Genomic DNA, 26,473 nt, shown 5'->3' on the forward strand with positions numbered 1-26,473 from the left:
GAGCGCTCTTTTTATTCTCCCTTATTCGCCTCCAGAGCATTGGACAACCGCGCAAACTCCTCTAGAGAAAGGGTCTCACCGCGACGCTTCGGATCGATTTCGGCTTGTTCTAAACTCGTTTCCAACCAAGCTTTCGTGTTTTCGTCTTTGCCGTAGCTGCTTAATAAATTGTTCCATAATGTTTTACGGCGCATATTAAAAGCGGCTTTGGTCAATTTGAAAAATTCCGCTTCGTTTGTTACTTCGACTGCAGGTGTTTCCCGACGGACCAGTCGTAAAATCGCCGAATCAACATTCGGCTGCGGAACAAACACTGTTTTTGGAACGATGAAGGCGGTGCTTGCTTCCATATAGTATTGAACAGCGATCGACAATGAACCATAGGCTTTTGTTCCCGGCTTAGCGGAGATTCGATCCGCAACTTCTCGCTGCATCATGACGACCATCTCATCGACAGCTAAATCCGACGCCAAAATATGCATCATGATCGGTGTCGTAATGTAATATGGCAGATTCGCCACAACCTTGATCGGTTCATTTTGATCAAAATAGGCGGTCTCCTTTTTTAAATCAACCTTCAAAATGTCGTTATGCACGACGCTAATATTGTCATAGGGGCTTAACGTATCTTCTAACACGGGGATCAAACGATCATCAATCTCAAATGCCAAGACTTGGTGAGCTGCTCGCGCCAAGTGTTCAGTCAATGCGCCAATCCCCGGTCCAACTTCGATCACATTCGTGTGTTCGTCAATCTCGGCAGTGGCAACAATTTTTTGTAAAATGTTTGGTTCGGTCAAAAAATTTTGACCGAGACTCTTCTTAAAGGAGAAGCCATGCTTCTGCAAAATTTCTCGTGTTCTCGATGGGGTTGCAATATCTTTGTAATTGTTCAAGAGGTTTCCTCGACTTTCTTCATAGCCTCATGCAATTGTGCTTCGGTAATCCGAAACATCGCTAAACGTTTTTCCAATTGTTTGGCGTTGGTATAGCCAATCTTCAACTCATCCCCTAAACGTTCACGCCGTTCACGGGCCTGAGCTCCCGCTATTAAACCATACTCCAGCAGCGTTTGTCTAGCTATTTTTGGTTCATTCCTCTCCGCAGGAGTGACGACCTTATGCAGCGCTTCGATGATCGCTTCATCACTGGCATGCTCCACGCCAAGACTTGCCCCGCGCTTTTGCGGTGCCGCCATCCGTCGCGATAAGAAGGCATGCTGGGCATCGGGTATCACTTCCATGATCGTCTTCCGAATCTTTTCACCGGAAAAATCAGGATCGGTAAACACAATCACTCCTCGGGTTTCTTGGGCATGCTCGATTTGTTCTAGAATGTTTTCATTAATCGCAGAACCACGTGTCTCGATCGTATCGACATCAAAGACTTCCTTCAAGCGCTTCGTGTCGTCTTTGCCCTCAACCACGATGATTTCTTCAATTTTTTCCTTCTGTTTACTATCCATTGGCATTGATCCTAAACAAGCGATGTGCATTTTCCGTCGTTTGACGGGCCACTTCTTCCATTGGTAAATTCCGTAATTCCGCAATTTTTTCTACAACATAGCGGGTATAGCCCGGTTCATTGCGTTTGCCGCGATAAGGCATTGGCGCCAAATAAGGCGCATCCGTCTCCACTAATAATTTATCCATTGGTACAATGGTAGCCGCTTCCTGCACGTCCAAAGCCTTCTTAAAGGTCACGACACCCGAAAAGGAAACGTGCATGCCTAAATCTAAGAAGCGTTTCGCCCATTCGCCGCTGCCGCTAAAGCTATGCATGATGCCGCCGATATCACGAATATCTTCTTCCTTCAGAATTTTATACGTATCCTCCAGAGCATCGCGGGTATGAATACTGATCGGCAGGTTCATTTCTTTTGCAATCGCGATCTGCCGACGGAAAACTTTATCTTGAACTTCTTTTGGATCCTCCATCCAGTAATAATCCAGACCGATTTCACCAAGTGCTACAACCTTCGGTAACGTCAATTTCTTAATCAAATCTTCTTCGATCGCTTTCGTGTAGCTGCCCGCTTCGGTGGGATGCCAGCCAATGATGGAATAAATCCCTTCATATTGCTGGTTCAGCTCTAAGCTTTTTTCAATCGTCGGCGTATCAAATCCTACCACAGCCATTTCCGTCACGCCAAGTTCACGCGCCCGTTCGACCATTTCAGGAATCTCATTTTCAAATTGTTCCGCATTCAAATGCGTGTGAGAATCAAAAATCATGTGTTGTCCTCCTAAATCCTTCACTCTTATCTTCAAAATCCATTTAGAATCAACCTATTTTAACATATTCATACCAAACAAACGAAAATCTACTCATCCAACAAGGAAACAAAAAGAAACCGCAAGGCGATCCTTGCAGTCTCTAGTTTTCCTTACTATGATAATAAACGCGCCATCGTCGTCAATACACCGTCCTGATTATTTGACTCGATGACTTCCTTCGCGGCTTGCTTGACCTTCGCCTGCGCATTAGCCATCGCAAAACTTGCACCCGCGTATTCCAACATTTCGATATCATTGCCGCTATCACCAAAGGCTGCGATCTCATCAGGCGCGATCCCCCATTGTTCACACAATTTCGCCAGACCATTAGCTTTATGCACACCGGGGATAATCAAATCGATATCGCCATGTCCACTGGAGACGGGAATCATTTCACCAGCCAATACCTCATCCAAAGCAGCTAGCTTCTCTTCAATGCCCACATTGGGAAAGGTCAGTGCAAATTTGAAAATCTCATCCTCTTGCTGCACGACATCTTCTAATCGTTTTAGTTTTTTGATACTTGGATAATAGAAGCTGACACTTTTGAAGACCTCTTCTGAAATAGCTTGCGAAACGTAGGCACTCTTTTTACCGCATGCCACGTTGACGATGGGATCGAGTGCGTTGATCCCTTCTATCGTTGCCAAAACGCTGGACATCGCCAGTTTCGCATTGTAGTAAGGCTTTCCTTCAACAACGATATTCGCGCCATTTTCAGCTACGAAGGACATCTCTGTATGATTCTCTGGGAAAAAGCTTCTTAATTGATCGTATTGATTGCCGCTGGCAACAACAAATTTTATATCCTTTTCCTTCATTTGTTGGAAAATCTGATCAAATCGTTCGCGATTGTATTCTTTTTGGTCATTTAAAAAAGTTCCATCCATATCAACTGCAATCATTTTGATACTCATTTTAGTCATCTCCCTCTATTTATTCATCCTCATAAGAGTACCATAAATGATGGGACGCATTTCAGATCAAGGAAAACTTTAGGAAATTTCAGTCTATAGCCCAAAGAAAATCCGCCGAAAGTCGGATGTCTCATCCAAATATTCTCTCTATAATGAGTGTAGTTAATCACTATTTAGAAAGAGGTGAGCATATGCCTAATTTTCAAAAGGAATTTCCAAATGCCGCTCGTTACCTGAAGCAACGTTACCCTGATAAAGAGCCCTTAAGCAGTTTTTGGCATTGGGCGACATTGGCGCTTTTTGCGCTGTTATGTATCGCAACGATTAAGCAGCAATTGCTATTAATTGGCGGTTTAATTCTTGTTGCCGCATTGATCAAAGGACCGGGAATTTTACTTTTCGGTGCGCTCTATTCCTTGCTAGTCAGTTTTTTCCCGCCAATCGGAGTCGTTCTTTCAGCACTTTTTTTCCTATTAAATATTCGTTTATTGACGAAAAGTTGGCGCGTGAATATCGTGACTTCGCTGTTTTACTTGTATCCGTTAGGGCTAAGTCTCCTACGCTACTTTACCCAGTGGGATGCCGTATGGCAGATTGGACTTCAGCTATTGCCTGGGTTACTGCTGCTCCATTTTGTATTAATGCAGGTGTACTATTTCCACCCAAGCGCTCGCCAAGTCGCATGGACTGTTTTAGCCACGCCCTTTGAATTAATTTCACTTGTGTTACCAAAGCGCTTCAAGAAACCGTTTCGGACTACCGCATCAGCAACTAAACTAAAAAGCGCAAAAAAATATCGTTAAAGAGGGCGGAACCTTCTTTAACGATTTTTCTTTTGCATTCAGGTTTTTACGCGTAAACAGGCCTATCCATGTTATGATGAAGGCGTAGACCTGACACGTTCTGTCCTAATAAAGAGGTGACTGTTATGAGTACAAAATACGATCTTCCCACGAATGAAGAACGATTGGCGAAAGAATTCGAAAAATTAGGCCGACAGTTCTTTGATAAAGTCGATGCAAAGAATTTTACCCAAGCGTATAAAATGTTGGATCGACTTACTTACAGTCCTCAACAAACGATGCAGGAAACCAAGATTTATTGTAAAAGTAAGACGTTCAATGAATCACGAATAGGCAGCCAAGAATGCTACTCGCTTTCTTGGCTGCCTGTTTTTTTAGGGCTTTTGTGGTTGTCTAAGCCACGCCCTCTATTGGGTGGAAACGTACCCTTTCATCCGGCTAATTTACTGACTAACTGCTGCAATTGATACACATCTTGATTCGTCAAGAATGGATCAATGACAACCGTCGGGTATTCCTCCGGTACTTCTTCCACGCTGCTTGAAGTAATCAGCGCGTCATATTTTTCTAACTCTGAACGATTGATATTCACATTAGTCAATTTCTTCTCAACATAATGAACTTCAAAATTTCCATAAATTTGATTTTCAATTTGGCTGCCTAAGAAGAATTCTTCTGTCGGTGATAGCTCAGACAACAACAACAACTTCAACGGTCGGTCGCAGCTTGCCAACAGTGTCAGACTTTGCGGAACCATCGTAATCAAAATGTACACGTAATTCCAGATAAAATCTTCTTCCTGGTAGATTTGGTACCGACGAACGAAGTGATCAACGATTTTCTTCACCTTTTTGACCGCTTGATCATGTGTCTCGGACAATTTCTCAAGGAAAATTCTCCGCTGACGGAAAAGAATATCAATCAATTGGCCATCCGGTTCATAGATCCGATGCTCATTCATTAGAACGATCGCCAATTCCTGTTTCTTGTCATTGCCTAGCGAGAAATTCAATAAGCTGTCAAACTCCTCCACCAGCTCCAAATGACGATAATAGTAATTCGCATACTCGTCTTCTTTTTTCAACGCACTATGCAATTGCCCCTTGCTCGATACTACTACATCCGCATAAGACAACCATAGACAGTCCTTAATTTTATCGGAAGACAGCTTCACGCGAAAAACTTCCAGCGCCATGCGCTTAAAGGCATCTAAAATTTGCCGTTCCGGCAGCATCAAATCACTGTTCAGTTCCGATTTTGGATAATAATGTCCGTTCTTAATCCGCCACAAGCTAATATACATGTTATAGCCTAAACGTTTGCGAGAAATAAAATTATCCTCTAATTGATTCACTTGAATGAACTGATTCACCAGCTCCGTGATCGCTTTGATTTGGAATTCCTTTAAATCCCGATACAGCGAATCCAATCGATCTGACTTCTCAATGAAATAGCGGTAATACATATGGCGAATCACACTTTCGTTGCCTTCCAATCGTAATGGACGGTATTGTAAATTGATCCCCGTTTTTTGTAAGACACTTTCAATCTTCTTAAGATTCCGCTGTGTCTTAGAGGGACTTAAAAAAAGCTTCTTCGATAAATCAATAATATTCTCGCACTCTTCGTAAAGCAGTTCCTCGATAATTTGAAACTCCGGCGATTGCTGGATCGTGTCCGCGTACAATCGATTGATACTGACGTGCGACTTAATCTGCAACTGATACAGACCTTTGTATTTGATGATGCGAAACGCATCCTGCTGACTATTAATCAGCTTAACATCCTTCAATAATACTGATAGTGAGCATTCCAATTCTTCGAGTAATTGATCACTCGATAATCCGATGCGGCATGCGTACAACAATTCAACCAACCGCAAATGTCGCAGATTACTCACCCCTAAGATCTCTCTAAAATTCATACTATCACCCTTTTCACTAACTCCTATGCCTATCTCCACCAACTATGACTCCTAACATCTAGCAGTCATTGGCGCATGAAACAAAACCCCTTTTGTTCCATACTGAATTACCCGTTCTATAACCCTTAAAGCAATAAACGTAATGCACTTCCCTCCTTCACTCGTTTATCCGACAAAAGAAAAAGCCAAGCAATATCACAAAATCGGATGATTGCTTCGGTTTATCCATTGTCTTACTGTATATTTATGGTAACTGATAAAAGACATCTCTGCTTTCGACTCGAAAAAACATGATGCCGTTATCCAAAGATGTAAATCTTTTGCCACATCAGCCACACGAAGAGAAACGATCGTTATTTAATTCACTTTTTAAAATAAAAATAAATTTTTTTAGAAACTAATAGTTAAATTTTTTTTGTTTCGTTTGAATCAATGATAATTATTGATAATATAAAATAAATTTGATAACTATTATTTTTGTCGATTAGTAATAATTTTTCGTTTATTCATTTTTATATAACTTAATTCACAATGAAAAAGAGTGATCCAATAGATAGGATCACCCTTTTTCATACTATTTTACTATTTGGCCGTACGAATGGTGACAAATTTGACGTCCACGTATTCTTCGACCCCGTAAGTGCCGTTTTCGCGACCGAAGCCAGAGTGTTTCACTCCGCCAAATGGGGTCGCTGAGTTTGAGATCTCGGTATCATTGACGCCTACCATCCCATAGTGTAATTTATTGCTCACATTTTCCACGGTGTGGATGTTGGTTGAAAAGAAATAAGATGCCAATCCAAATTCTGTATCATTTGCATCTTGAATGACTTTTTCCTCGTCTTCAAAGGTGATCAAAGGAATCATCGGACCAAAGGTTTCATTATAGAAGATAGCCATTTCTTTTGTGACACCATCCAAGACGGTTGGCTCAAAGAAATTCCCCTTCGCGTACTCACCCTCATCCAGCTTATGCCCGCCGGCTAAGATCTTCGCGCCCTTATCTGTTGCATCCTTCAGTTGTTCAACAACTTTTTCGACACCAGCTTGATTGATCAACGGCCCGACCGTTGGATCTTCCAGTCCATTTCCGACCGTCACCTCTTTGATCGCTTCCACGATACGATTCGTCACATCTTCCTTAATGTCTTTATGAACGAAGATTCGGTTTGGCGATGTACAAACTTGACCGTTATTAATAAATTTCGTTTGGATCAAGGTATCAACTGCCCGTTCAATGTCCGCATCAGGGAAAATGATGTACGGTGCATGTCCGCCTAATTCCATCGAAACGTTCTTCAACGTTGGTGCTGCTTGTTCATTCAGCTTTTGCCCCACTCCGGTTGAACCAGTAAATGTGATTTTTTGCACGTCTTCCGATTCTGAAAGGATTGATCCAATCGTTGAAGAATCTCCTAAGACAATATTCACCACGCCATCAGGAAAGCCTGCTTTATCAAATAACTCCATCAACGCTAAAGCAGAGAATGGTGTTTCCTTCGATGGCTTCAAAATCACCGTACAACCAGCAGCGATCGCTGGAGAAATTTTCCGAATAATCATATTTGATGGAAAGTTCCATGGCGTGATCGCGCCAACCACTCCAACAGCCTGCTTGCGGACTTGCCACTGGTGCGTGGAAGGAGAGGGAACGATTTCGCCCAATAGTCGTTGGCCTTCTGCTGCATTCCAACGTAGATTCTCCACATTGGTTTGAATCTCACCTTTCGCTTGCGTCAAGGGCTTTCCTTGCTCCATCGTCATGATCGTCGCTAAACGATCCGCGTCTTCTTCTACAAGATCCGCCATTTTATTCATTCGTTTTGCTCGTTCAGCCGCAGAGGTTTGCGACCATTCAGGAAATGCCTTATTTGCAGCCTCGATTGCTGCATGAACTTCTTTTTCGCCTCCGACATGAACCTCCGCCAAGGTTTCGCCTGTTGCCGGATTCGTTACCGGTTTGGTTCCTTCTGAGCCTTCCACCCATTTGCCATTAATATAGAGACGTGTTTCGACTGCTGGTAAAGCTTGTTCTTTTGCCATATGTCTAATTTCCTCCTGTTTTATCATGTGCAGTAGTGGTTATAATCAATCAACAGCACTTGTTTCACTCTTGCTGTTTACTACATTATTCACCGTAACACGGATAAAAAAACAACTCAAAAAATCGGCTTATAGAATAAAAAACTTATAAATATTTGACGAAAAAAGCAATCAGCACTTATAAAGCCAATTGTTTCATTGTTTTACAGTTGCTATACTTGACTAAAAAAGGAGAACTGCCATGTTTGCGAATTTGAACTATCTTCCTAAAAAATACAAGCCCGTCTATATCGGTTACCTGATTTGCCTACTGGTAACGTACCTCATTTTGGCACTTGTTCGACCAAGTATCCTTTTCATCGCTGTGGTATTCATCGCCTTTTTTATCGTAGATGCCTTGCTTTTAACCCGATCGCAGAAAAAAATTTGGTTGCCGTTGCTCGTTGATTTGTTTATTTATAGCTGTTGGTTTATCGTCTTGTTCCCCTTTTAGATAGCAATGAGTTTGTTTATCAGCTTTTCTTGTGATAAATTGCAAATTGATAAGTTTTTCCTACAAACTACTTTACAAAAATATTTCATTTGTTACAATAGTGTTACAAGACATAAACTGGGAGGCTATCATGAAAAAGAAGATTATGGTCGTATTGTTGTTGTTATCATTTATTTCTTTGTCCGCTTGCAATAATAAAAAGGAAGCTGCTGACAGCAAACCAAAGGAAACAACGGTTAGTAAGGCTGCAAAAAAGAAAAAAGAGTCTTCGTCGAAAACCGCCGAAACTACGCAGTCAAGTTCAGCACAAACTACGCAAACACCACAAGAACCACAAGCCAGTCAAAATAACCAGGCAGCACCAGAAGCAAACTATGTCGCTCCGAATCAAACGAATCCGACACCTCAGGCACCTGCAGTTGAACAGCCTGTCCAAAATCAACCAGCCGCGACAACTGATTGGATGACACCTGAACGAAGAGCGGAACTAATCGAAGGTGGAAAATTCGATCCAACCTTTGTTGATAACTTGTCTCAAGCGGACTATCAACTTGCGGCAGATCGCGCACAACAACGGTTAGAAGAAACTGGGTACGGGGATGTCTCACTTATTTGGTATGAACTTTATAAAATGAACCCTGAGAGCACTACGCTGTTCGATAATGCACCGTATGATTCTTATGCAGAATAACTTGATGAGCTGACCTTGCGTTGGCTCTTTTTTTGTTCATTCATCCGTTATAAGACATTTCCAAGCTCGATTTGCTTTGATACTATGTAAGAAAAAGAATGGACGTGAGGACCATGGCTTTGATCGTGTTGATCGGCTCCCAAGCTGTCGGAAAGATGACCGTTGGAAAAGAACTGGAAAAACGAATAGATGGAAAGCTATTGTTTAATCACCAAACATTGGACCTCTTCGCAGATTTCCTAGGCTATAGCAAAAACGCTTTTCTGCTCTCTGATAGGACCAGAAAAGATTTGTTCAAAGCCTTCGTCAGTACTCCGGAGACAAATACGACTAAAACAATCATCTTCACCGTAGTCATCGACTTCGATTCACCCTATGATATTGGATTTTTACAGGAGATCGCTTCGATCTTTTTAGAAGCGAATCAAGGAGTGTATTTCATTGAACTCGTTGCCTCCTTAAGGGTACGCCTAAAACGGAATGTTCATGAGGATCGTTTAAAAGCGAAACCGTCTAAACGAGACACCAACTTTTCAAGAAAAGAGCTCCTAACCTCCGCAATCAAAAATCGCTTAGAAAGTCGTGAAAATGAATTACCCACTCTATTTCCGTCAGTCAAACAGCTGAAAATTAACAATACGAAACTGACACCTGATGAGGTGTGTAGGAAGATCATTCAACAGTTTGATCTAAAATAGATAGCATACTATTTTTTGCTTAGATAAATTTCATGCTTGGTATATTCAGTGAGCCTTTAATTAACTTCCCATTACCACATTGCTATCTCCAGTCTACTTGGATGATTTTTTCTCTTCTTAAAGATGTTAAAATGGATTTATAAAAGGAAAGTAAAGGAATGATTTACGTGAAAAAGACAGATGATTTTTCCTCCTAATTATTCGCATGTTAAAATTAGGAGGACTTCAAATGAACTTTACAGTAATCGATTTAGAAAAATGGGAACGAGCTGAGATTTTCAATCATTATATTGCCCAACAGACTTCATTTAGCATGACTAAGGACATTGATATCACGCAGCTTTATAGTTATCTAAAGGAGCAAAACCATTCTTTTTACTTAGGTTTTATCTATCTAGTGACCACTATCGCCAATCAGGACACCCATTTCAAAATGAGCTTTAACAGTAAAGGTCAGGTCGGCTATTGGGAGACACTCTCTCCGATGTACACGATCTTCGATAAGAAGACAGAGCTGTTTTCTGCTCTTGCGACAGAGTATTTATCAGAATTCAATGTTTTTAAAGCCAACTATTTATCTGACTTGGCCACATTCAGCAACACCGGAAAGCTATTCCCACAAAAGATTTTGCCAGAAAATGTCCTGAATATCTCAATGATTCCTTGGACATCATTTACTGGATTCAATTTGAATGTAGGCAATAGTGAACCCTATCTTTTACCGATTATCACTGGTGGAAAATTTACTTTTCTAGATAATAAAGTATTTCTTCCAGTATCACTTCAAGTTCATCACGCTGTTTGCGATGGCTTTCATGCTGCCAATTTTTTCAATACCTTTGAGAAAATGGCCGCTAATCCTCAGAAATATTTTGAGGGCTAAGCCCAAAACAAGGAGCCTACCACATAAACGTGATAGGCTCCTTGTTTTTACCTGAATGATTGCATTCTTCTCAATTACGAACTTTAGAACTCGTATATCCTTTGAAAAAATCTTTTTCATCTATGATAATATGGAACAAAAAGGAGAACGCTCATGCCCTTAATACATGAATTTGGAATCATCGATGATCTTACTGAAATTTCTGCTGAAGTCTATACACCAGAGAAATTTCATTGCATTTTAGTTGACGATGCAGCGATCCAAGTGTTGCTAAACCCTTTGTCTTTGCTAAAAACGTATTTTGATTCTTTAAGTCGACCAGAGTATGGCTTAGCCTACTACGGGACGACAATTATTCCTCCCGAATCTTTATCTACATTTTTAGAAATTGTTTTATCGACTAAAAATGTCAGCCACCGAGAAGATATCATTCATCTCAGCCAAAAAATCATTCAAGCTAAAGCGGAAAATAAATATATGATTCATTATGGGATTTAACCGTTCTACTTTTATGAGTGAATAACTAAAACTACTATAAGGAGGATGCTTTAATGAATGATTACGTATTATGGAAAAAACTAAATGAACAATTGAATGCTGAATACATAGATCAGCTAGATAAAAATTTTATTATGCAGCATCAAGCGTACTTCGAAACTAATTTTGCCGTAATTAGAGCTCTTGATTCGGGCTATGCATTTCCACCCTTAGAACATCGAAAAATTCCAGACCCACTTGATGGTTTAACGCCTTACGGAAAAAGAAGATTTCGAGAGCTTGAAGACCAGTTTAACAACTAGATAGATTTCGCTCGGTAATAATTCTTGAAGGAAAGGAACTAACAATGGGTACAGATATATCTACATCAACTGCCTCTTTCTTTTAAAAAAAAGGAGTGACTATAAGTGAGTGTTTCTTCGTATTCAATAAGACTGAATTTTTTGCCTATTTTCGTATTGCTTTTCTGCTTTTTGGTTCCGTTAATTCTAAGCTACTGGTTGTTAACAAAAAGAGAAATTAAATATCCCTTCCTTTATTCTGTGTTGATCGCAATTATTTTGGGATTCCTACTGGCTCTTTTCATAATGCCACGCTTGCCTTATTGACTTTGAAGCTTTCCTCTAAAGTTTCTTTCGCTTCAATCGTCCAAACAATTAATTCGCAAAATTCTTCAAATTGTGGTATGATAACTCATGGAATTTCGTTATGAACGTTATTAGTTGCCTTTCGTCACTAATTGAGAAAGGAGAATGCTTTATGACATTCACTAACAACAATTTAGAGTACCGCGTAACATTAGATACCAACTTAAATCTATTTATTGTTTTCGACAAAAAAGATGAAAACAAGTTTGCGACAGGTACGACAATTGAAAATGCAGTACAAGAATTAGCAAAAATCGCATAAGGAGTGTAATTCTCTAATGGACAATTACTGTTCGTACTGAAAGCATCTGCTGTGGCTCACGGTAGATGCTTATTTTTTTGTCAAACACCTTTTTTCTTCTTAGGAAACAAAACTTAAAACCCTCAAAATCGTTGTTCTATCAATGTTTATCCACCTTTTTTTAATTATTTCGTTCGCAAATTATTTAATTTTTCGAAAAAAGTAGGCAAACTCGACCTTAAACTTTTCAGGTATGATGTATTTATACGATTCGAATTATTTTTACCTAATAATACATACACTACCTAAAGTTAAGGAGAGATTATTTATGAACATTAAACCACTAAACCAAAGACAGTTGTTTACCACCCTGCGTAAAAATCTCGAGAAAAAGGTAAGCGTTTACTTTGATGAAACAAAAGATACGTCTGTTGTTATTGAGTATATTATCGCCATTTTAGTTCGTAATGCGCTGACCATTAAAGATTTTTCGTTGGTTTGCGAGGATCTCGTTAGAACTATTTACCTAAATACCACGCCTAACAATACTTTGCGTCAATTCTTTCCATACTTCCGCCCTTATTTCGATGATCAAGAATGGCAGTCATTAATAAAACGACTATTCACTAAAACAAACCAATACCATCGCCTAAACCAAGCCTCTGCGCAGACCTGTGATTATTTGCATGCGGACACAATTACTGAAGAAGAAGCTGCCGAAGAAAACTATACTCTCGTCTCGGTTTTTCGCACAAGTAATGGAAAAAAACATACATGGAATTTGAGAGATGTAGACATCACGAGAACTCAAGAGGAGATTCGTGCGTTGCTGAAGCTCTTGAACACACTGACTATTTTCCAAATTGACGGCGTCCGTAAGTTCACCAAGCTAGTGAAGTTTGATATTTTTGAAACCAAAGCACTGATGCATTTTGAGGAACCAGAAGATGATGATGAAGGAGAAGCAACTGATCAAGAAGAAGCGTTAAAAGAAACAAAGACACTTTCTCTCGTTGAGTCAGCAAAACAACAGCAGGAATCTGCCCAAAATACTCTCACAGGTTTACCCGGTCTTGATTTTGAGAACTCGGACTCGGTCGAAAAGTCTCCTAAAACGATAATGAGTACCAAAGAAAAAATCAACACCACTACTGTATCCAATCAGGAACCAAAAAATGCAAACATACAACCGTCTGCCGTAGTGTCCACTGTCCAAGAAACAATAATTACCAAACAACCAAAATCCGATGCAATTAATTCCCAGCAGTCACCCCATAAGAACCCAAGTAGGCAGACATTTGAGAAATTAAAACATTTACTGAAATGGTAGCAAGCATTCACTTATTCTCTTAATCAATAATTTTGAAAAATGTACTATTCAGCTTATTTAGTGTGGTCAAAAAATCAGATTTTCGGCAAACTCTGTTTTGATTGAAAGCTTTGATTAATTACTGAACATGGAATTCAGTCTGCCTAGAAAAGCAAATCTGTTTATGAGCAAGCAAAAACTCAGGCAGGCAATGTTTCACCTCCTGAGTTTTAACCCTAATCACTTTTTTGCTGGTTTACCAATTTTTTCGATTTAAGAAGAAGTAGAGCAAGCCGACGATGCTAGAAACACCTACTAAACTAGCGGAAACGATCATCAACTTATTTCGACCTTTCCCACCTGTACTTGGTGCTGAACCCATTAATTTCTTATTTTTAACTTCTAGCATAATTTTGTTTCCTTCAGGTGTAATACTACCTGCGCCTTCCACACTATCATGATCTTCAATCGTCACAATACCTAATTCGGAAATCGTGATCTCGATATCCTTATCTAAACCGTCGTAGCCACTTGGTGCCATTATTTCTGTCAGAAGGTAGCGTCCAGGCTTCAATTGATTGAATGTAAATTTAGGTCCCATATCTACTGTCTGATCATATGAAAGTCCATCCATTCCACGTAATCGGAAAGCGGCACCAGAAAGTTCAGTTCCTGTAGTATCCTTTTTCGTAAGTTCTAGACTGAAGCCCTTCAATTTATTCGTGACTGTATGACGAGCTGTAGAGTTACCTACTTTGGTCACTAAATCTCCATTTGCATTTTCTTCGATCGTAAAAATGAATTCAGTCATTTTTTCATATCCCGTTGGTACATCAGTTTCTGATACGACATACATTCCGACTGGTAGATTCTCAAAAGTGACTGTTCCTGCTAAATTAGGAGAGATATTCGAGATTTTTTTATGGGACTTTGCATCCTCAACCTCAAAAATGGGACGACTTCCTGACGTTGGGAATGGTGTCTGACCATCGTTCTTGAATTTATCGAATTGGAAATTCGTTTTTTTCAAGGTATTGGTGACTTCGACAGTTCTACCGCCTAGTTCATCTTTCGTGAAATCGGTTAGATTATAGCTAACACTATGACCAGCAGGTACTGATTTTTCCACCACACGGTATCTTGAACCAGGAATATCAGCAATATTCGTAAAACTGCTAGACCAATTATTTGCTTCATTTAATACTTTCTCTTGCCCGATTTTAGTCCAAGTCGAGCCATTTTGCTTTTGCAGTTCAACTGTAACAGCTTCACGACGTTTCCAATAATCTTCAACATTATTGACTTTATCATTTGCCCAAACTTTCTTGACCGGAATTGAAATGATCTCATCGGCTTTAATACGGACAGAAGGAACACCAAAATTCAATACGTCGGTTGTCCGTTCAGGTGTTGGTTTCAACGTAGTCGGTCCATTTGTTTGATACCAAACACCTTTTTTGAAACGACTATCATTCGTCTTGAGACGAACACGGTAATCGATTTGAAGCTGTTCACCTTGTTTCAGTGATAAGTTTGTTACAACAATCTCATTATAGTTATTTACTATTGGTCCATTTGGCTGTGGATCAAGCGTAATTTGATTGCCATCCCTATCATATGTTTTTTTCGTCGGTCCAGAAACGAGTTCAAACATATCCCCGATTGGATCGGTTATGACTCCCTTGTTAATAGTGGAAATAACCGTGTCATACCATTCCTTGATCCCTTCAGTTAGGTTTTCCGTATCCGTAACAGATTTGAAGAAATAATCTGAACTATCATTCCCTGATGTATTTGCCCGTTGTGTTGCCATTCTTGATAGCCCTTTTTGCAACTCTGATACAGGATGATCCGAAGATGAGTTTCTAGACATCCCAGCTGTTACTGTGTGAATTTCAATTCCCTCTTGTTTTAAGTCATAAGCTGTTGAGTTGGTCGTTGATAAATGAGTACTGATCGGCAACGCATCGTAATAGAGCGGGCTATCGAATTTGGTTTTATTCGCAGTAGCAGCTAAACTACTACCATTTGCTGCTTTATATCCATTAGGTCTTTCTTGTGTAGGATCATCCGCCATTAACCAATTTTCGACGTGAACCTTATCTGGATAAATTGCGTCATTTCTTGTTGCTACGCGGTTATACGGATCGGGTAAATAACTACTATTAGGAGCACCATCTGTTAGCACAAATAGAAGCTTTTTACGCCCCTTCGCATCCGAGTTACCACGATCAAAAATCCCTTTTGCTTGTACCAAACCTCGTTGAGTAAAGGTTGGCCCCTCTGGAGGAATTAATTTATGATTTTTCACTATAGTATCCCAGGTAGTCGTATTACTACTTAAATCATAATTGTAAGGAGCTGAAAACCCCTTTTCGAATTGTCCACTACTGAAAAAATAGGCTCCAACGCGAATATTCTCATCGATCTTTGATAGTTTTAGCTGATTGATCATTGTCTTTAATGCTGCATTTGCTCTATCTCTTCTTGATACTCTGTTCGTCTCAGCACTCATCGTCCCTGTATGATCAATAAGAAATACAATATCCACCCCAGGTTTATAAGTAGTATTCCCGCGAACATTTAGACGAATATTAAACTCATCTTCCTTATCTGTTGCATAGGCTAATTTTCGAATCGCTAAGTTTGGATTTGAACTGTCATCCCCATAATTGATATAAGATTTCGAGCGATCATCCTGACTAACATCCCAACTAGTCAATCCATCCCAACTAGTCGCTGAATCAGCAGAGTTCCCCCCTTGATGGTTCCGTATTGTTTCTGATTGACCATTTGGCGACCATGAATTTGTTGGATATTTTCCTTCCTGTGGCGACTCTGTATAGATTGGTTGTTTATTCACGTATTGATTTTGATAGGCACTGGTCATTCCGCCACTTCGAAGCGTAGACTGAGCAGTAAGCTTAGGCCCAATAAAGCCTGCTGACTCCTTGGTGTTCGTGCTAGATGAGCTGGTTACTTCCTCTTTAGATGAGCTTTCCTGTGTTTGGCTTTTCTGTGTTTTTTTGGCTTCCAATTTAAACGGTTTCTCTAGCTCTAAAATATCTTCTTTGACTTCAGCATCCTCTGCCGTTCCTTTTTGATCCATTTCCACGTGTAGGTTAAGCACATCACTTGATTTAGGTAAATCTAAAACAATTTGCCCCTCCATTTTCTCAGTAAACTTCTCTTCAACCAACCAACCTTTCGATTCCTTTATATTCTCAATAACAGGGTAGTCGATGGTATCATTTTTTTCGTCTGTCACCTTTATTTTTAACCGTTGAAGAAGGTTTTCAGAGTGACTATTTCTTTCGAAACCAATCCTCCATTGGATTGAGTCATCTTTCATTTTATAGTCATAGTCAAGTTTTAAATTATCTTCGTTCATTAATTCTATCTTGGTAGTTTCTGCATGGCTGATTTGTGTATGTACAATATTTTCAACAATAAATGAAAAAAGCATCATGATTAATATAAGTAAATTGATCTTTTTCATCTCATAATCTCCCCTTTCCCCATAACTCCTGTTTTCTTTCTATACCAATAGTACTTGATTCCCATTTTTCCCGCTTTCAGGCGTATAATAAATAATTCGTTATTATTATATTGATATTTCCTATAATTATAGATTATTTAAGGAATACCTGAGTTATTTTACCTATTAATTTAATTCCATATAAAGTTAATTAAAGTTCATTTTGTGAATTAAAAATTTAGTCTTTGAATCTAATAAAAAAAGCGAGATGAAAAGGTTTATAGAAATTTTTGTCAATCATTTTATTCATACTACTCGTTTATGATTAATTAAATGAAAAAACAGTGATAGTTACGAGGAAATGATAAACTATTGAAATAAATTGTTTTTCTATGAAAATGATGGCTATTCCTACAAGATTCAATGAAAATAGCTTTCAATGAAAACCCGTTTATTTTATCTTTTCCCAATATTTGGGTATAGCAACCATTTCTTTTATGAAAAAAAAATTTTTTCTACTATTAATATATGAGATATTAATGTACTCACTCAGTGCACGCTTGTGAAGGACTTTTATCATGCCTAGTGGAAAATAAAAAATGAGCAAAAGACTGATTAGCCTTTTGCTCATTTCGCTATTTCAATTAAACATCAAACCGAACACGACGATAGCGTGCAATTGCTACGCCCATTAGCCCAAGTCCGATTACAAGGAAGGCAATGATTCCCATGCCACCAGTGGATGGCAAAGTACCGCCTTTTGTAATATTTTCGATTTCTTGATCAGCCGCACCTTCATATGTGCCTTTTCCAACTTCGAATTGGACATCGCTTGTTAGCTTTTGGAAGCCGCTTGGTGCTTTGGTTTCTCGTAAGTAGTACGTACCGTATTCAAGTCCTTTGACTTCGAATTTACCGTTTGTACCAGAAACATATTTCGTTGCTGTGGCGAAATCTTCGTTCGGACCAACAGCTGTCCAAGTCATTGAGTCTGCGCCAGCTGTCAGGTAGTAATCCGTTCCGCCGACTTTTTTAAGAACGACGAACTCCGCGCCACCCAATGGTGCTTTGCTTGCCCCTGCTTCGTATTTGAAGAATTTCTTCCCGCCTGTCGTGATTGGGTTAATCGGCGGATTCACTTTGGAATCGTCTTGTCCACCATCATGATTCATGGTTACAGAGAATTCATTGTTGATGTCGCGGTCAATTGGTGTATTTTCTGTGAAGGATACGGTGTAGAAAATTTCCATTGTTTGACCTGCGTATTGGCTTAAGTAGTTCGCTGTGGCTGGACCTGCTGCGCCCGTTAAATTCATTGAAAGATTAAATCCAGCATAACCTGCCCACGGTGCATTGACATTTTGTGGTGTGTACGTCCCATGTGTTGTCAAGAAGTCGGCTGAATTCACCGTCGTTCCACCAACAACGATTCGATCGATCCCTTCAAATTTCACACCTGTTTGGCTGACCGCATCGTTCATTTCCAATTTCGTATAGCGTGGTGCGCCATTTACGATATCGCCGATTTGGTTTGGAATCATAAAGCTTGCGCGGTAGTGAATTTTTTGCCCTACTTCAAAATCGTAAGAGCCTGACGGACGCGGCAATAATGGGTTCCCATTTTCATCGACTAATTCCTTCTCAGGGACGTCCGCATCTACTTTATTTTTTGGATACAAATGAATATTCGTCACTTCAGTCGCACCTGTCTTAATAGGTAAAATCAAGATTAAGCGATACGTTCCAATTTGAACGCCTGCTTTTGGATGCTCCTCAAAGAAATAAACCTTATAAGAACCGTCCGCATTTTTCGCTGGTAGATTCGCGAACGTTGCATCCCCATCCGTATTGGTTGTTTGACTCGTACCAACCTGAGTTGCTGTTGTTTTATTTAAATTGAACCCATCCATCACTTGTTTTGCTTTGGCTGAATACTCTGCATCTGTTTCATTTCCAGTAAGCAGTGCATCTAATTGCGTATAGAAATCCGTTGAAATGTCCCAGGCTGAGAACGTTACGTCTGCTAACCCTTGATAGCGATCAAATTCTGGCATCTCTACCCCAGTATTGACCATGCTGCTATTTGGAAACTCGTCCATTTTCTTTTTGTGTAAAGTGACATTCACTGAATCTGAAGCATGTGCCGTTTCTCCTCCACCTAGCACCCCTGCTAGTAATGGAATCATGCATACGAATGCAGTAATTAACGCAATCCATTTTTTCTTATTGTTCATCATTTTTTCCCTCCTTGTTTTCTTAACCCGATTCCTCCGACAACCATCAGTAACAGCCCTAAAAAGCAATAGTTACGTATCAACTCATTCGTAGAAGGCAGCCGTTTTTCTGGATAAGTTTTTGGCTGTTCTGTTTCTGACCAGCTCTTTTGCGGCTCCGAACGTTCTACTAGTGGTGGTTCCGTTGGTTTCGTCGGTTTGATTTCCGAATATTTGCTGCTGTAGAGCAGACTGGTTACCTCTACTTCGGTTGACGGCTGATACTGCGGCAAGTAAATAATCATCGGCAGCATTTGATACTTCCCCTTTTCGCCAGAAGCGAGAATGAGATACGCCGCATCCTGTTCCCTTTGATAGCGAGGCAACTCAACCGTGACTTTTCCAGCATTATCGGTCAAAAGTGGCGCTTGGCTGTATTTCGGCAATTCTGCCTGTTTAACAAAGGCCGCCAATTCCGCTTTTGTTGGATAGGTGTTTAGAATAAACGCCTTGTCCGTCTTCTCATCACTGGCACGTTGGATGCGCCAGTCGGTTAGATCATAGATTTCCAATGCGATTGATTCGGTTCCTTCAAGAGCCGTTCCATCCTCCGATCGCGTATGGATCTGTACTTCCACTAGACTTTCCTCTGCAAAAGCAGTAACCCCCATGTTACAAATCCCCAGAATCAGTCCTAAGAGCAGAATCATTTTTTTCATTACGATCCCCTCCTCTTCATGTGAAGCCAGTACAAGCTGCCCAGCAGTCCTCCTGCTGTAGAAATGACCCCAATCGCTACTTTAAAGAACAGCGACGTTCCGTATCCTCCGGTGCTTGGCAGTGCTTGTGATACCCGTTTTTTATTTGTGACTGTCAATTGAATCAGGTTCGGAGTCCCCACTCCGCCAGATCCGCTGACATTGGCATGCGCTTGAATCGTGACTTCTCCCGTTTGCGAGATGCTGATTCGGACGCTGCCTTTCATTCCTTGATACCCGTTTGGTATAACCGTTTCAGACAAGCTGTATTCTCCTGGTCGCAATCCCGTAAACTCAAAATATGGCCCATCATTACTCGTTTGATCATAGCTCGTGCCAATCAATCGGAAGCTTGCGCCGCGAAGTTCATTGCCAGCTTGATCGGTTTTCTTGATCTTCAGCTTGAAATCAGCCAGCTTATTGGTTGCTTTATAGAGGGCTGTTTGACCATTCATGGTGATCTCTAGCCCCGTTCCAGCAGCATTTTCCACAGCCTTGAGATCGATAGCTGCCATCTTTTCATACCCTGTCGGCACATAGGATTCTTCAATCACGAAGTCTCCCATCGGAAGTGCATTGATGGTAACTTGTCCCGTGTCATCTGGTTCGATATCCGTTGCTAAAACCCGCCCATCTGATCTGCGTGTGAGTGTAAATTTGGGCTTCTCCGTAGTAAACGGTGTTTTCCCATCCTCTTTGTACTTATAAAAACGTGCGCTTTCCGTCAGTAAGGTATTCGTGATTTCCACACCCTGACTCGGCAGGTTTCCTACAGTAAATTCATTCACGTTGTATTCAGGTTTTCCGTATCCCCGAGTTCGTGAAAGCTCGCGCACTCTGTAGACTGTATTTCCTTCGTCAACGGTAAACGCTTCTTTCCAGTTATTTGCACTAGTCAAGGTCTTCGTCGCCACTTCTACCCATGAATTCCCGCTTTTCTTTTGTAAGACAGCCGTGACTTCGCGCGCTCGATGCCCCCAATAATTCTCCGTATTCTTAAAGGAATCGGACCATTTTTTTGCGACTGGAATCTTGACCTTGTCAGCTTTCCCGCGTACAGATGGAACACCAAAGTCTAGTGTATCTGTCGTCCGTTCCGGTGTCGGCTGCAACGTTGTCTTTCCGTTGGTTTGATACCATTTGTTCGGTTCATAACTTGGATCATCGGTTTTTAAACGTACAGTGTATTCCAATTGGATTTCCTGGTTGCCATACAAATTGATATTCGCCACTTTGATCTTTCGCCGATCTGATAAATCAAGCTGTGGTTGCTTAGAAGAATCAATCGCCGGCACGCCGTTCTTCACTACTTCTGTAACTGTCGGTGTTCCAACCAGCTCAAACATCTCCCCGATCGGATCTTCGATTTTCCCGCTGTCAACTGTTCGAATGACAGTCTGATACCAATTCTTGAACACATCCACCAATTCGTCTGAATTATTAACGTCATAAAAGAAGTAATCTGCCGCACCATCTCCTGTACGATCCGCGCGCTTTGTCGACATCTTGTATAACCCGCGTTTCAGTTGCTCAGTCGAATGATCGCCTGCTCCAACGCTAGCAATATTTACCGCGATCGTATGAATCTCGATCCCAGCGCTATCTTTTAAATTTTTAGCAGTCGAATTTGTGGTCGTAATATGGCTATTGATTTTCCCACCTCGGATTGCCGGAAAAATCGTTTGTCCACCAACTGAACCTAATGAATTCCCCAGCCGATAGTTTCCCTTGCTTCCCACATTTGTAAACGTCGTAATGTAATACGGGTTGTAGTACATCTCCGCGTCGTAAACTTCGCCGCAAGGTTCCCAGCTTTTGTTTGGCGCACCATCTGTCAACACAAATAGAAATTTATTGCGTGCCCCAACATCTGGTGCATCTTCAAAAATATCGCCTGCTTCTCTGATTCCGCGTTGCGTAAAGGTATGTCCTAAAGGCAATGCCCGCTTGTATTCAGCGACCATATCGTCCCAGTTTGCCTGCTTATCTGATAGTGGAAAGCTTTGTTTCTCATTTCGCCCAGTTCCCCAAGCGCCAGACACGTAGTCAGAAAAAATATGTGCGCCAATTCGAATCCCGTCTTGATTGTTTGGATACATGGTTTTCAAATTATCAATGATCGATTTGAACGCTTCTTCCGTATTTTTCTTTCTGTTTTGTCTAGAACCACCACCGGTGTTCGTCATTGAACTTGAATTATCTAGTAAAAAGACCAAATCAGCCCCTGGTTTATAGGTGGTGTTTCCGCGAACATTTAATTTGATCTTGAATTCATCCTTAACGGAGGTTTCACTAGCATATTTCCGCATTCCTACATTCGGATTGTTCTTCTCGTTTCCATATTGAATATAAGAATACTCATGATTGTCTTGTGCCACATCCCAACTCGTTCGACCATCCCAACCATTATCCTTTTCATAGCCGCCTTGATGATTCCGAACATCATTTTGTCCGGTTGGCTGCCAAGAATCGTGCGGATAAATCCCATTTGCATCTGTTGTATATTGGGGGGGCTTGTTCACATACAAAGGTTGATACATTCGGCTATTCAGGACCTGCGGATTGCTGTATACACTCGTTGCTTTCGGACCAATAAACGCGTCAGAATCACTCATCAACGCCTTCGAACTCGCCTTTGTGTCACTAGTATCTGTCGTTTCAGCTGCTTGCTTTTCAGAGGTCGTTTGCTTCTTTTCGTTTTTTTCAGCCTTCTTTTTATTAGAAATTTCAGACACTAAGGTGAAGATTTTTTGCTGCTTTCGAACATTTTTCTCAATGGACTCATCGGCCATATTCCGTTGATCCATCTGCACAGCGACATTCAGCGTTTTGATCGATTTGGGCATGTCAAATACGATCTGATCTTCCATAAAATCAGAAAACTGTTTCTCAATGAACCACTCATCTTGCTTTTCCAGCTTCTCAATCGATAAATTATCCGGCATTTCCCCTTTCTCATCTGTCACTTTCAGCTTGAGTCGTTGTTCAACATTTTCTTCATCGCTTCGCCTGCTAAACAGGATTCGCCATCGATTGGTATCGTCTTGCGGCTCGCAGACATAGGAGACCGTCAAAAATTTCTCATTTATCAATTCGGTTTTCGTCGTTTCGGCATGAACGGCGACCAGCGTTGGCATTGTTTCGGCAATGAAAGAAAACAATAGAACCATCAACATGAGCAAGTGCTTCTTTTTCATTTCATGATTTCCTCCTTTCGTCCCTTTTTTTCACCCACGCTCCTTTCCAAGCAACAATATGATAACTTATATTATTTGATTCCGCTTATTGTGTTCTTTAATGTTTTCACGTTATTCTAAACTATAACTTGCATACCATTTTCACATTTTTTCTTAATCTAATATTACATCCATTGTTATTAGACTCAATAATTTAAATTTAAATTAAAAATAATAAAGTTTATTTGTGCCAAAAAAAATTCACGTTTTGAATTGGGATTCGCGTAAAAGAACACAGGAAATAAGCCTATTCTCGGGATCTAAACTCATAGTCCCAAGCAATAGACTTACTTTTTGAATGGATAATCTTTTCATTGTATAGACGTTCAATGGATGCTTGCCCATTTTTGCTCGTACATAATTCCTTCGGTTACCGGATCTTTTGAACCGATTCTTCCATCTCTTTTCTCTTTTTCCCCAGCGTTGTTTTGGGTGAATTGTTCTGCTATACTGCTATTAATTTCTTGGTTCGACTATTGCCGATAAGGTGAAGCGATTCCATAGAATTCTTTCGGAGGATAAAGCATGAATTCAACAGTTACTTTCTATGTTACTCGACATGGGGAAACATTACTTAACCATTTACATAAAGCACAAGGCTGGGTAGATTCCCCCTTAACTGAAAAAGGAATCCAAACAGCCACACAATTAGGAGAGCAACTGAAAGATGTTCAATTTTCGGCTGCATTTTCCAGTGATGCATCCAGAGCTTTACAGACTGGAGAAACCATCTTAACTGCACAAGGGCAAACTAACCTGCACGTTCTTACGGATAAAAGACTCCGTGAATGGTGTTTAGGCCGCTGGGAAGCAGAAAATAATCAAACGTTTATTTCCAGTATGATGAATGAATTACAAATACAAAATGATTTTTCAGAACTTAACTACCGTTTGCCAGAGGTTCATGAGATTATTTATAAATCCGACATCACAGGTATGGTTGAACCGTTTCCTATGATTGCAGATAGATTGGAAAGTTTTCTCAAAGATACAGGTGATCATTTTATTCATTTGAATAATCCAAACGTCCTGATCGTTACTCATGCTTTTGCTATTAAAACATTGCTGTATTTGTTTTCAAAAGAAACGCTGCGTAAGAAACCTAAAATAAAAAATGTCGATATTTTTTGTATTCAATGGGATGGTAAAAATTTTTCTATCCTTACATGATAAGCACAGTACGCTTTTGCGGCTCAGGGCGATAATGCGAATTAAGAAATGGTCTGAAAATATGGCGCAAGATGTTTACAACAGTCAATATGGTAATGTGAACTCTATCGAAAAATGAAAATATCTTTCTTCAATAATAAGATTTCGGCTTGTTGCTACCTTACCTTTTTCAGGATTTATTTTTTGATATGCATTAAACATTTATTCAGTTACTTTTCAAATACTTAAGCTCTGAAACTACTTTATAGGCGTGGTTAGCGGGCTTTTTTTACTTTCTAAAACAAAATAACTCCTAATCAACATCCATCATATTTTCCATCAACCTCTTCATCATTTATAGAGGTAACTTTGTAGTTTTCTTCCTCTGTTCTATCAGCTTCTATTACAATACGCCCGCTGAACTTCTTTCCCAGCAGATATCAAACTATGTCATAGAAGAATGTTCCCTCAAGTTTCCTAGAAGTTGATTTATCAGCTCAAAGTTAACCACAAATCCATTGAATACGCTCCAGCATGTTCAGTATAATTAATTCAAGACATTAAATGAATTGAGGATGATTGCTACGAAAGAGATCCATATAGCTGAAAACATTGCTCGCGAGCGGAAAGAAAAGGGCGTTACACAGGAAGAATTGGCACGTTTCATGGGCGTGTCTAAAGCCTCTGTCTCAAAGTGGGAAACGGGAAACAGCTATCCCGATGTACATTTTCTGCCACAGCTTGCGGCCTATTTTAATATCAGTCTGGATGAACTGATGGGCTATGAACCGCAATTGACGGATGAAGAAATTCGCACACTCTATACCAAGTTAATCGACGAATTTGCGGCAAAACCACTGGATGAAATGTTGGAACGCTGCCGCGTCATTGTCAAGAAATACTATGCTTGCTCTTCACTGCTCTATCAAATCGCCATTCTTTTACTCAATTACGCCCCCGAAGCAGAAGATGATACGCAAAAAAACGCCATAATGGCTGAAGCAAAAGCCCTGTTCGTACGCGTAAAAGAACTATCCGAAAATGTCGAACTGAGGCGGCTCGCCCTCCAAAGCGAAGCTTTTTGCGAATTGATGTGTGACAATCCGCAAAACATCGTCGCACTATTGGAAAAAGAAAACAGGCATGAACCGCAACCATCCATCGGGACACTATTATCCCAGGCTCACCAAATGCTTGGCAATCAATTGGTGGCTAAGACCCTCTCGCAAGGCAATGTTTTTGATGCTTTGATCACTCTTTTTTATGAGATTACAGCACACCTTTCCATCTGCTGCGATGATGCCGAAGAATTTGAAACTATTTGCCAACGCACGCTAGCTTTAGAGGATATTTTTAAGATACGATTCCTTTTTCCTTTATCGGTTTTATCTTTCTATATGACGGCTGCATTAGGGTATCTGAATCTTGAAGACACCGAAAATACCCTTACGATGTTGGAAAACTATACCCTGCTTGCTTCGGAAGCAATTTTTCCACTTGGCATAGAGTCCGACGACTTTTTTCCATTAATCAAAGAAGCCAGAGAAAGACAGATGTCGGAAAGTTCCATTATCATGCCAGTATTGCCTCGCGATGAGCAGGCCATGAAGCGTGAAATTGTTAGTGCGGTGCTAGAAAATCCGGTGTTCTCTAGGCTGTCTGGATTGCCGCGTTTCGAAAGGCTGGTCGACAAATTAAATGTATTGCTGCGAGACTGACGCGATACCAAAAAATCAGTCAAATCAAACTTAGGAGGTTTTTATTATGTACTGTGCCAACTGCAAAAAAGAGATGAAAGATTCGACAACAAAAATGGAGGCTCCCGGTAAAGAACGTACCGTGGAAGTGGTGAATGTACCCAGTTCTATCTGCCCAAACTGTGAAGCGCAGGTAGTTGACAGCATTTCCGCTGCCCTAGTGTATAAGAGCGCAAAAAAATGCAAAGAGGCCACTCTAGATTTCGAAAAACTAGGCGGCATTGGTCTTATGGCGGGGAAATTATAGAAGTAATAACAAGATCTTTGTTATCGATCGCATTTAACTCAGCCTATCAGACAAATAATTGTTTGATAGGCTGAGTTAACGGAACTTTTTATCTTCTCCCGGTGGTTATCTCACCACTTTAGTATTTTTTTCTGAGCATTTCTTGTTATAGTTAACCTCTTTGGTTAGATAAACTGAAGTCAAGAAGATATGCTTTCAACATGTTTTACCTA

The 26,473-nt window shown here is 40.4% G+C and carries 23 protein-coding genes; 13 read left to right on the forward strand and 10 right to left on the reverse strand.

The genetic code is table 11. From position 1 onward, the window contains the following. Positions 1–11: 11 nt before the first annotated feature. From rsmA to IGI44_RS13795, 4 genes are all read right to left on the reverse strand, one after another. Positions 12–896, reverse strand: coding sequence for a 16S rRNA (adenine(1518)-N(6)/adenine(1519)-N(6))-dimethyltransferase RsmA (rsmA, locus tag IGI44_RS13780; RefSeq protein WP_438788314.1), 885 nt, complete (start codon positions 894–896; stop codon positions 12–14). Next, complete coding sequence (gene rnmV / locus IGI44_RS13785) at positions 893–1,465, reverse strand: ribonuclease M5 (protein ID WP_438788316.1); 573 nt, start codon at positions 1,463–1,465, stop codon at positions 893–895. Before rnmV ends, rsmA begins: the two co-directional genes overlap by 4 nt. Next, entirely contained in the window at positions 1,458–2,234 is a 777-nt protein-coding gene (locus IGI44_RS13790; protein WP_438788317.1) for a TatD family hydrolase, read from the reverse strand. Before IGI44_RS13790 ends, rnmV begins: the two co-directional genes overlap by 8 nt. Positions 2,235–2,389: 155 nt before the next feature. Beyond that, the gene (locus tag IGI44_RS13795; protein WP_438788318.1) at positions 2,390–3,193 is read right to left on the reverse strand and encodes a Cof-type HAD-IIB family hydrolase; all 804 of its coding nucleotides are present in this window, start codon (positions 3,191–3,193) and stop codon (positions 2,390–2,392) included. Positions 3,194–3,384: 191 nt separating this feature from the next. Here IGI44_RS13795 and IGI44_RS13800 point away from each other — a divergent pair, with 191 nt between their 5' ends. Next, positions 3,385–3,996 (forward strand): hypothetical protein, encoded by a 612-nt coding sequence (locus IGI44_RS13800; protein WP_438788319.1) that lies wholly within the window; start codon positions 3,385–3,387, stop codon positions 3,994–3,996. A gap of 125 nt (positions 3,997–4,121) precedes the next feature. Continuing rightward, complete coding sequence (locus tag IGI44_RS13805; protein WP_438788320.1) at positions 4,122–4,463, forward strand: hypothetical protein; 342 nt, start codon at positions 4,122–4,124, stop codon at positions 4,461–4,463. Here the strand turns inward: IGI44_RS13805 and IGI44_RS13810 are convergent. Together IGI44_RS13810 and IGI44_RS13815 are read right to left on the reverse strand one after the other, a co-directional pair. Beyond that, entirely contained in the window at positions 4,427–5,959 is a 1,533-nt protein-coding gene (locus tag IGI44_RS13810; RefSeq protein WP_438788321.1) for a helix-turn-helix domain-containing protein, read from the reverse strand. The genes IGI44_RS13805 and IGI44_RS13810 overlap by 37 nt on opposite strands. A gap of 543 nt (positions 5,960–6,502) precedes the next feature. Beyond that, entirely contained in the window at positions 6,503–7,963 is a 1,461-nt protein-coding gene (locus IGI44_RS13815) for an NAD-dependent succinate-semialdehyde dehydrogenase (RefSeq protein ID WP_438788322.1), read from the reverse strand. Between the two features lie 241 nt (positions 7,964–8,204). Here IGI44_RS13815 and IGI44_RS13820 point away from each other — a divergent pair, with 241 nt between their 5' ends. The 8 genes from IGI44_RS13820 (at position 8,205) to IGI44_RS13855 (ending at position 13,444) form a co-directional block, all read left to right on the forward strand. After that, positions 8,205–8,456, forward strand: coding sequence for a hypothetical protein (locus IGI44_RS13820; protein ID WP_438788324.1), 252 nt, complete (start codon positions 8,205–8,207; stop codon positions 8,454–8,456). Positions 8,457–8,586: 130 nt separating this feature from the next. Continuing rightward, positions 8,587–9,147 carry a hypothetical protein gene (locus IGI44_RS13825; RefSeq protein WP_438788325.1) on the forward strand — a complete coding sequence of 187 codons (561 nt, stop codon included), beginning with the start codon at positions 8,587–8,589 and terminating at the stop codon, positions 9,145–9,147. Positions 9,148–9,260: 113 nt separating this feature from the next. Beyond that, on the forward strand, positions 9,261–9,845 hold the full coding sequence (locus IGI44_RS13830; protein WP_438788327.1) for a hypothetical protein: 585 nt from the start codon (positions 9,261–9,263) through the stop codon (positions 9,843–9,845). Between the two features lie 229 nt (positions 9,846–10,074). Further along, a complete protein-coding gene (gene catA / locus IGI44_RS13835) occupies positions 10,075–10,728 on the forward strand; it encodes a type A chloramphenicol O-acetyltransferase (RefSeq protein ID WP_438788328.1) in 654 nt (217 codons plus the stop codon). 153 nt (positions 10,729–10,881) lie between these two features. Then, a complete protein-coding gene (locus IGI44_RS13840; protein ID WP_438788330.1) occupies positions 10,882–11,226 on the forward strand; it encodes a hypothetical protein in 345 nt (114 codons plus the stop codon). 53 nt (positions 11,227–11,279) lie between these two features. Continuing rightward, positions 11,280–11,528 (forward strand): hypothetical protein, encoded by a 249-nt coding sequence (locus IGI44_RS13845; protein ID WP_438788331.1) that lies wholly within the window; start codon positions 11,280–11,282, stop codon positions 11,526–11,528. A 457-nt stretch (positions 11,529–11,985) separates the two neighbouring features. After that, positions 11,986–12,135 carry a hypothetical protein gene (locus tag IGI44_RS13850; protein WP_438788333.1) on the forward strand — a complete coding sequence of 50 codons (150 nt, stop codon included), beginning with the start codon at positions 11,986–11,988 and terminating at the stop codon, positions 12,133–12,135. A gap of 307 nt (positions 12,136–12,442) precedes the next feature. Beyond that, positions 12,443–13,444, forward strand: coding sequence for a hypothetical protein (locus IGI44_RS13855; RefSeq protein ID WP_438788334.1), 1,002 nt, complete (start codon positions 12,443–12,445; stop codon positions 13,442–13,444). Positions 13,445–13,679: 235 nt separating this feature from the next. Here the strand turns inward: IGI44_RS13855 and IGI44_RS13860 are convergent, their stop codons facing one another. From IGI44_RS13860 to IGI44_RS13875, 4 genes are all read right to left on the reverse strand, one after another. After that, the gene (locus IGI44_RS13860) at positions 13,680–16,922 is read right to left on the reverse strand and encodes a SpaA isopeptide-forming pilin-related protein (protein ID WP_438788335.1); all 3,243 of its coding nucleotides are present in this window, start codon (positions 16,920–16,922) and stop codon (positions 13,680–13,682) included. A 623-nt stretch (positions 16,923–17,545) separates the two neighbouring features. Then, complete coding sequence (locus tag IGI44_RS13865; RefSeq protein WP_438788336.1) at positions 17,546–19,138, reverse strand: SpaH/EbpB family LPXTG-anchored major pilin; 1,593 nt, start codon at positions 19,136–19,138, stop codon at positions 17,546–17,548. Next, the gene (locus tag IGI44_RS13870; protein ID WP_438788337.1) at positions 19,135–19,833 is read right to left on the reverse strand and encodes a pilin N-terminal domain-containing protein; all 699 of its coding nucleotides are present in this window, start codon (positions 19,831–19,833) and stop codon (positions 19,135–19,137) included. The genes IGI44_RS13865 and IGI44_RS13870 overlap by 4 nt, the downstream gene beginning before the upstream one ends. Then, complete coding sequence (locus IGI44_RS13875) at positions 19,833–23,069, reverse strand: SpaA isopeptide-forming pilin-related protein (protein ID WP_438788338.1); 3,237 nt, start codon at positions 23,067–23,069, stop codon at positions 19,833–19,835. The genes IGI44_RS13870 and IGI44_RS13875 overlap by 1 nt, the downstream gene beginning before the upstream one ends. A gap of 564 nt (positions 23,070–23,633) precedes the next feature. On the opposite strand from IGI44_RS13875, the gene IGI44_RS13880 reads away from it, so the two are divergent. The 3 genes from IGI44_RS13880 to IGI44_RS13890 all read left to right on the forward strand — a co-directional run bounded on the left by IGI44_RS13880 (position 23,634) and on the right by IGI44_RS13890 (position 26,261). Further along, entirely contained in the window at positions 23,634–24,278 is a 645-nt protein-coding gene (locus IGI44_RS13880; protein ID WP_438788339.1) for a histidine phosphatase family protein, read from the forward strand. Positions 24,279–24,832: 554 nt separating this feature from the next. Then, complete coding sequence (locus IGI44_RS13885; RefSeq protein WP_438788340.1) at positions 24,833–25,975, forward strand: helix-turn-helix domain-containing protein; 1,143 nt, start codon at positions 24,833–24,835, stop codon at positions 25,973–25,975. Positions 25,976–26,021: 46 nt separating this feature from the next. Then, entirely contained in the window at positions 26,022–26,261 is a 240-nt protein-coding gene (locus IGI44_RS13890) for a YgiT-type zinc finger protein (protein ID WP_438788342.1), read from the forward strand. The last annotated feature ends 212 nt before the right edge of the window (positions 26,262–26,473 follow it).

The organism is Enterococcus sp. DIV0756 (genome assembly GCF_051710745.1).
GTDB lineage: Bacteria > Bacillota > Bacilli > Lactobacillales > Enterococcaceae > Enterococcus_A.

What these genes read in the sequence shown, in the direction of transcription:
- IGI44_RS13890 (WP_438788342.1), top strand. Translation starts at nt 26,022, where the DNA reads ATGTACTGTGCCAACTGCAAAAAAGAGATGAAAGATTCGACAACAAAA.
- IGI44_RS13790 (WP_438788317.1), bottom strand. Translation starts at nt 2,234, where the DNA reads ATGATTTTTGATTCTCACACGCATTTGAATGCGGAACAATTTGAAAAT.
- IGI44_RS13830 (WP_438788327.1), top strand. Translation starts at nt 9,261, where the DNA reads ATGGCTTTGATCGTGTTGATCGGCTCCCAAGCTGTCGGAAAGATGACC.
- IGI44_RS13845 (WP_438788331.1), top strand. Translation starts at nt 11,280, where the DNA reads ATGAATGATTACGTATTATGGAAAAAACTAAATGAACAATTGAATGCT.
- IGI44_RS13825 (WP_438788325.1), top strand. Translation starts at nt 8,587, where the DNA reads ATGAAAAAGAAGATTATGGTCGTATTGTTGTTGTTATCATTTATTTCT.
- IGI44_RS13860 (WP_438788335.1), bottom strand. Translation starts at nt 16,922, where the DNA reads ATGAAAAAGATCAATTTACTTATATTAATCATGATGCTTTTTTCATTT.
- IGI44_RS13800 (WP_438788319.1), top strand. Translation starts at nt 3,385, where the DNA reads ATGCCTAATTTTCAAAAGGAATTTCCAAATGCCGCTCGTTACCTGAAG.
- catA (WP_438788328.1), top strand. Translation starts at nt 10,075, where the DNA reads ATGAACTTTACAGTAATCGATTTAGAAAAATGGGAACGAGCTGAGATT.
- IGI44_RS13875 (WP_438788338.1), bottom strand. Translation starts at nt 23,069, where the DNA reads ATGAAAAAGAAGCACTTGCTCATGTTGATGGTTCTATTGTTTTCTTTC.
- IGI44_RS13805 (WP_438788320.1), top strand. Translation starts at nt 4,122, where the DNA reads ATGAGTACAAAATACGATCTTCCCACGAATGAAGAACGATTGGCGAAA.
- IGI44_RS13820 (WP_438788324.1), top strand. Translation starts at nt 8,205, where the DNA reads ATGTTTGCGAATTTGAACTATCTTCCTAAAAAATACAAGCCCGTCTAT.
- IGI44_RS13850 (WP_438788333.1), top strand. Translation starts at nt 11,986, where the DNA reads ATGACATTCACTAACAACAATTTAGAGTACCGCGTAACATTAGATACC.
- IGI44_RS13795 (WP_438788318.1), bottom strand. Translation starts at nt 3,193, where the DNA reads ATGAGTATCAAAATGATTGCAGTTGATATGGATGGAACTTTTTTAAAT.
- IGI44_RS13855 (WP_438788334.1), top strand. Translation starts at nt 12,443, where the DNA reads ATGAACATTAAACCACTAAACCAAAGACAGTTGTTTACCACCCTGCGT.
- IGI44_RS13815 (WP_438788322.1), bottom strand. Translation starts at nt 7,963, where the DNA reads ATGGCAAAAGAACAAGCTTTACCAGCAGTCGAAACACGTCTCTATATT.
- IGI44_RS13870 (WP_438788337.1), bottom strand. Translation starts at nt 19,833, where the DNA reads ATGAAAAAAATGATTCTGCTCTTAGGACTGATTCTGGGGATTTGTAAC.
- rnmV (WP_438788316.1), bottom strand. Translation starts at nt 1,465, where the DNA reads ATGGATAGTAAACAGAAGGAAAAAATTGAAGAAATCATCGTGGTTGAG.
- IGI44_RS13885 (WP_438788340.1), top strand. Translation starts at nt 24,833, where the DNA reads ATGATTGCTACGAAAGAGATCCATATAGCTGAAAACATTGCTCGCGAG.
- IGI44_RS13865 (WP_438788336.1), bottom strand. Translation starts at nt 19,138, where the DNA reads ATGATGAACAATAAGAAAAAATGGATTGCGTTAATTACTGCATTCGTA.
- IGI44_RS13840 (WP_438788330.1), top strand. Translation starts at nt 10,882, where the DNA reads ATGCCCTTAATACATGAATTTGGAATCATCGATGATCTTACTGAAATT.
- IGI44_RS13880 (WP_438788339.1), top strand. Translation starts at nt 23,634, where the DNA reads ATGAATTCAACAGTTACTTTCTATGTTACTCGACATGGGGAAACATTA.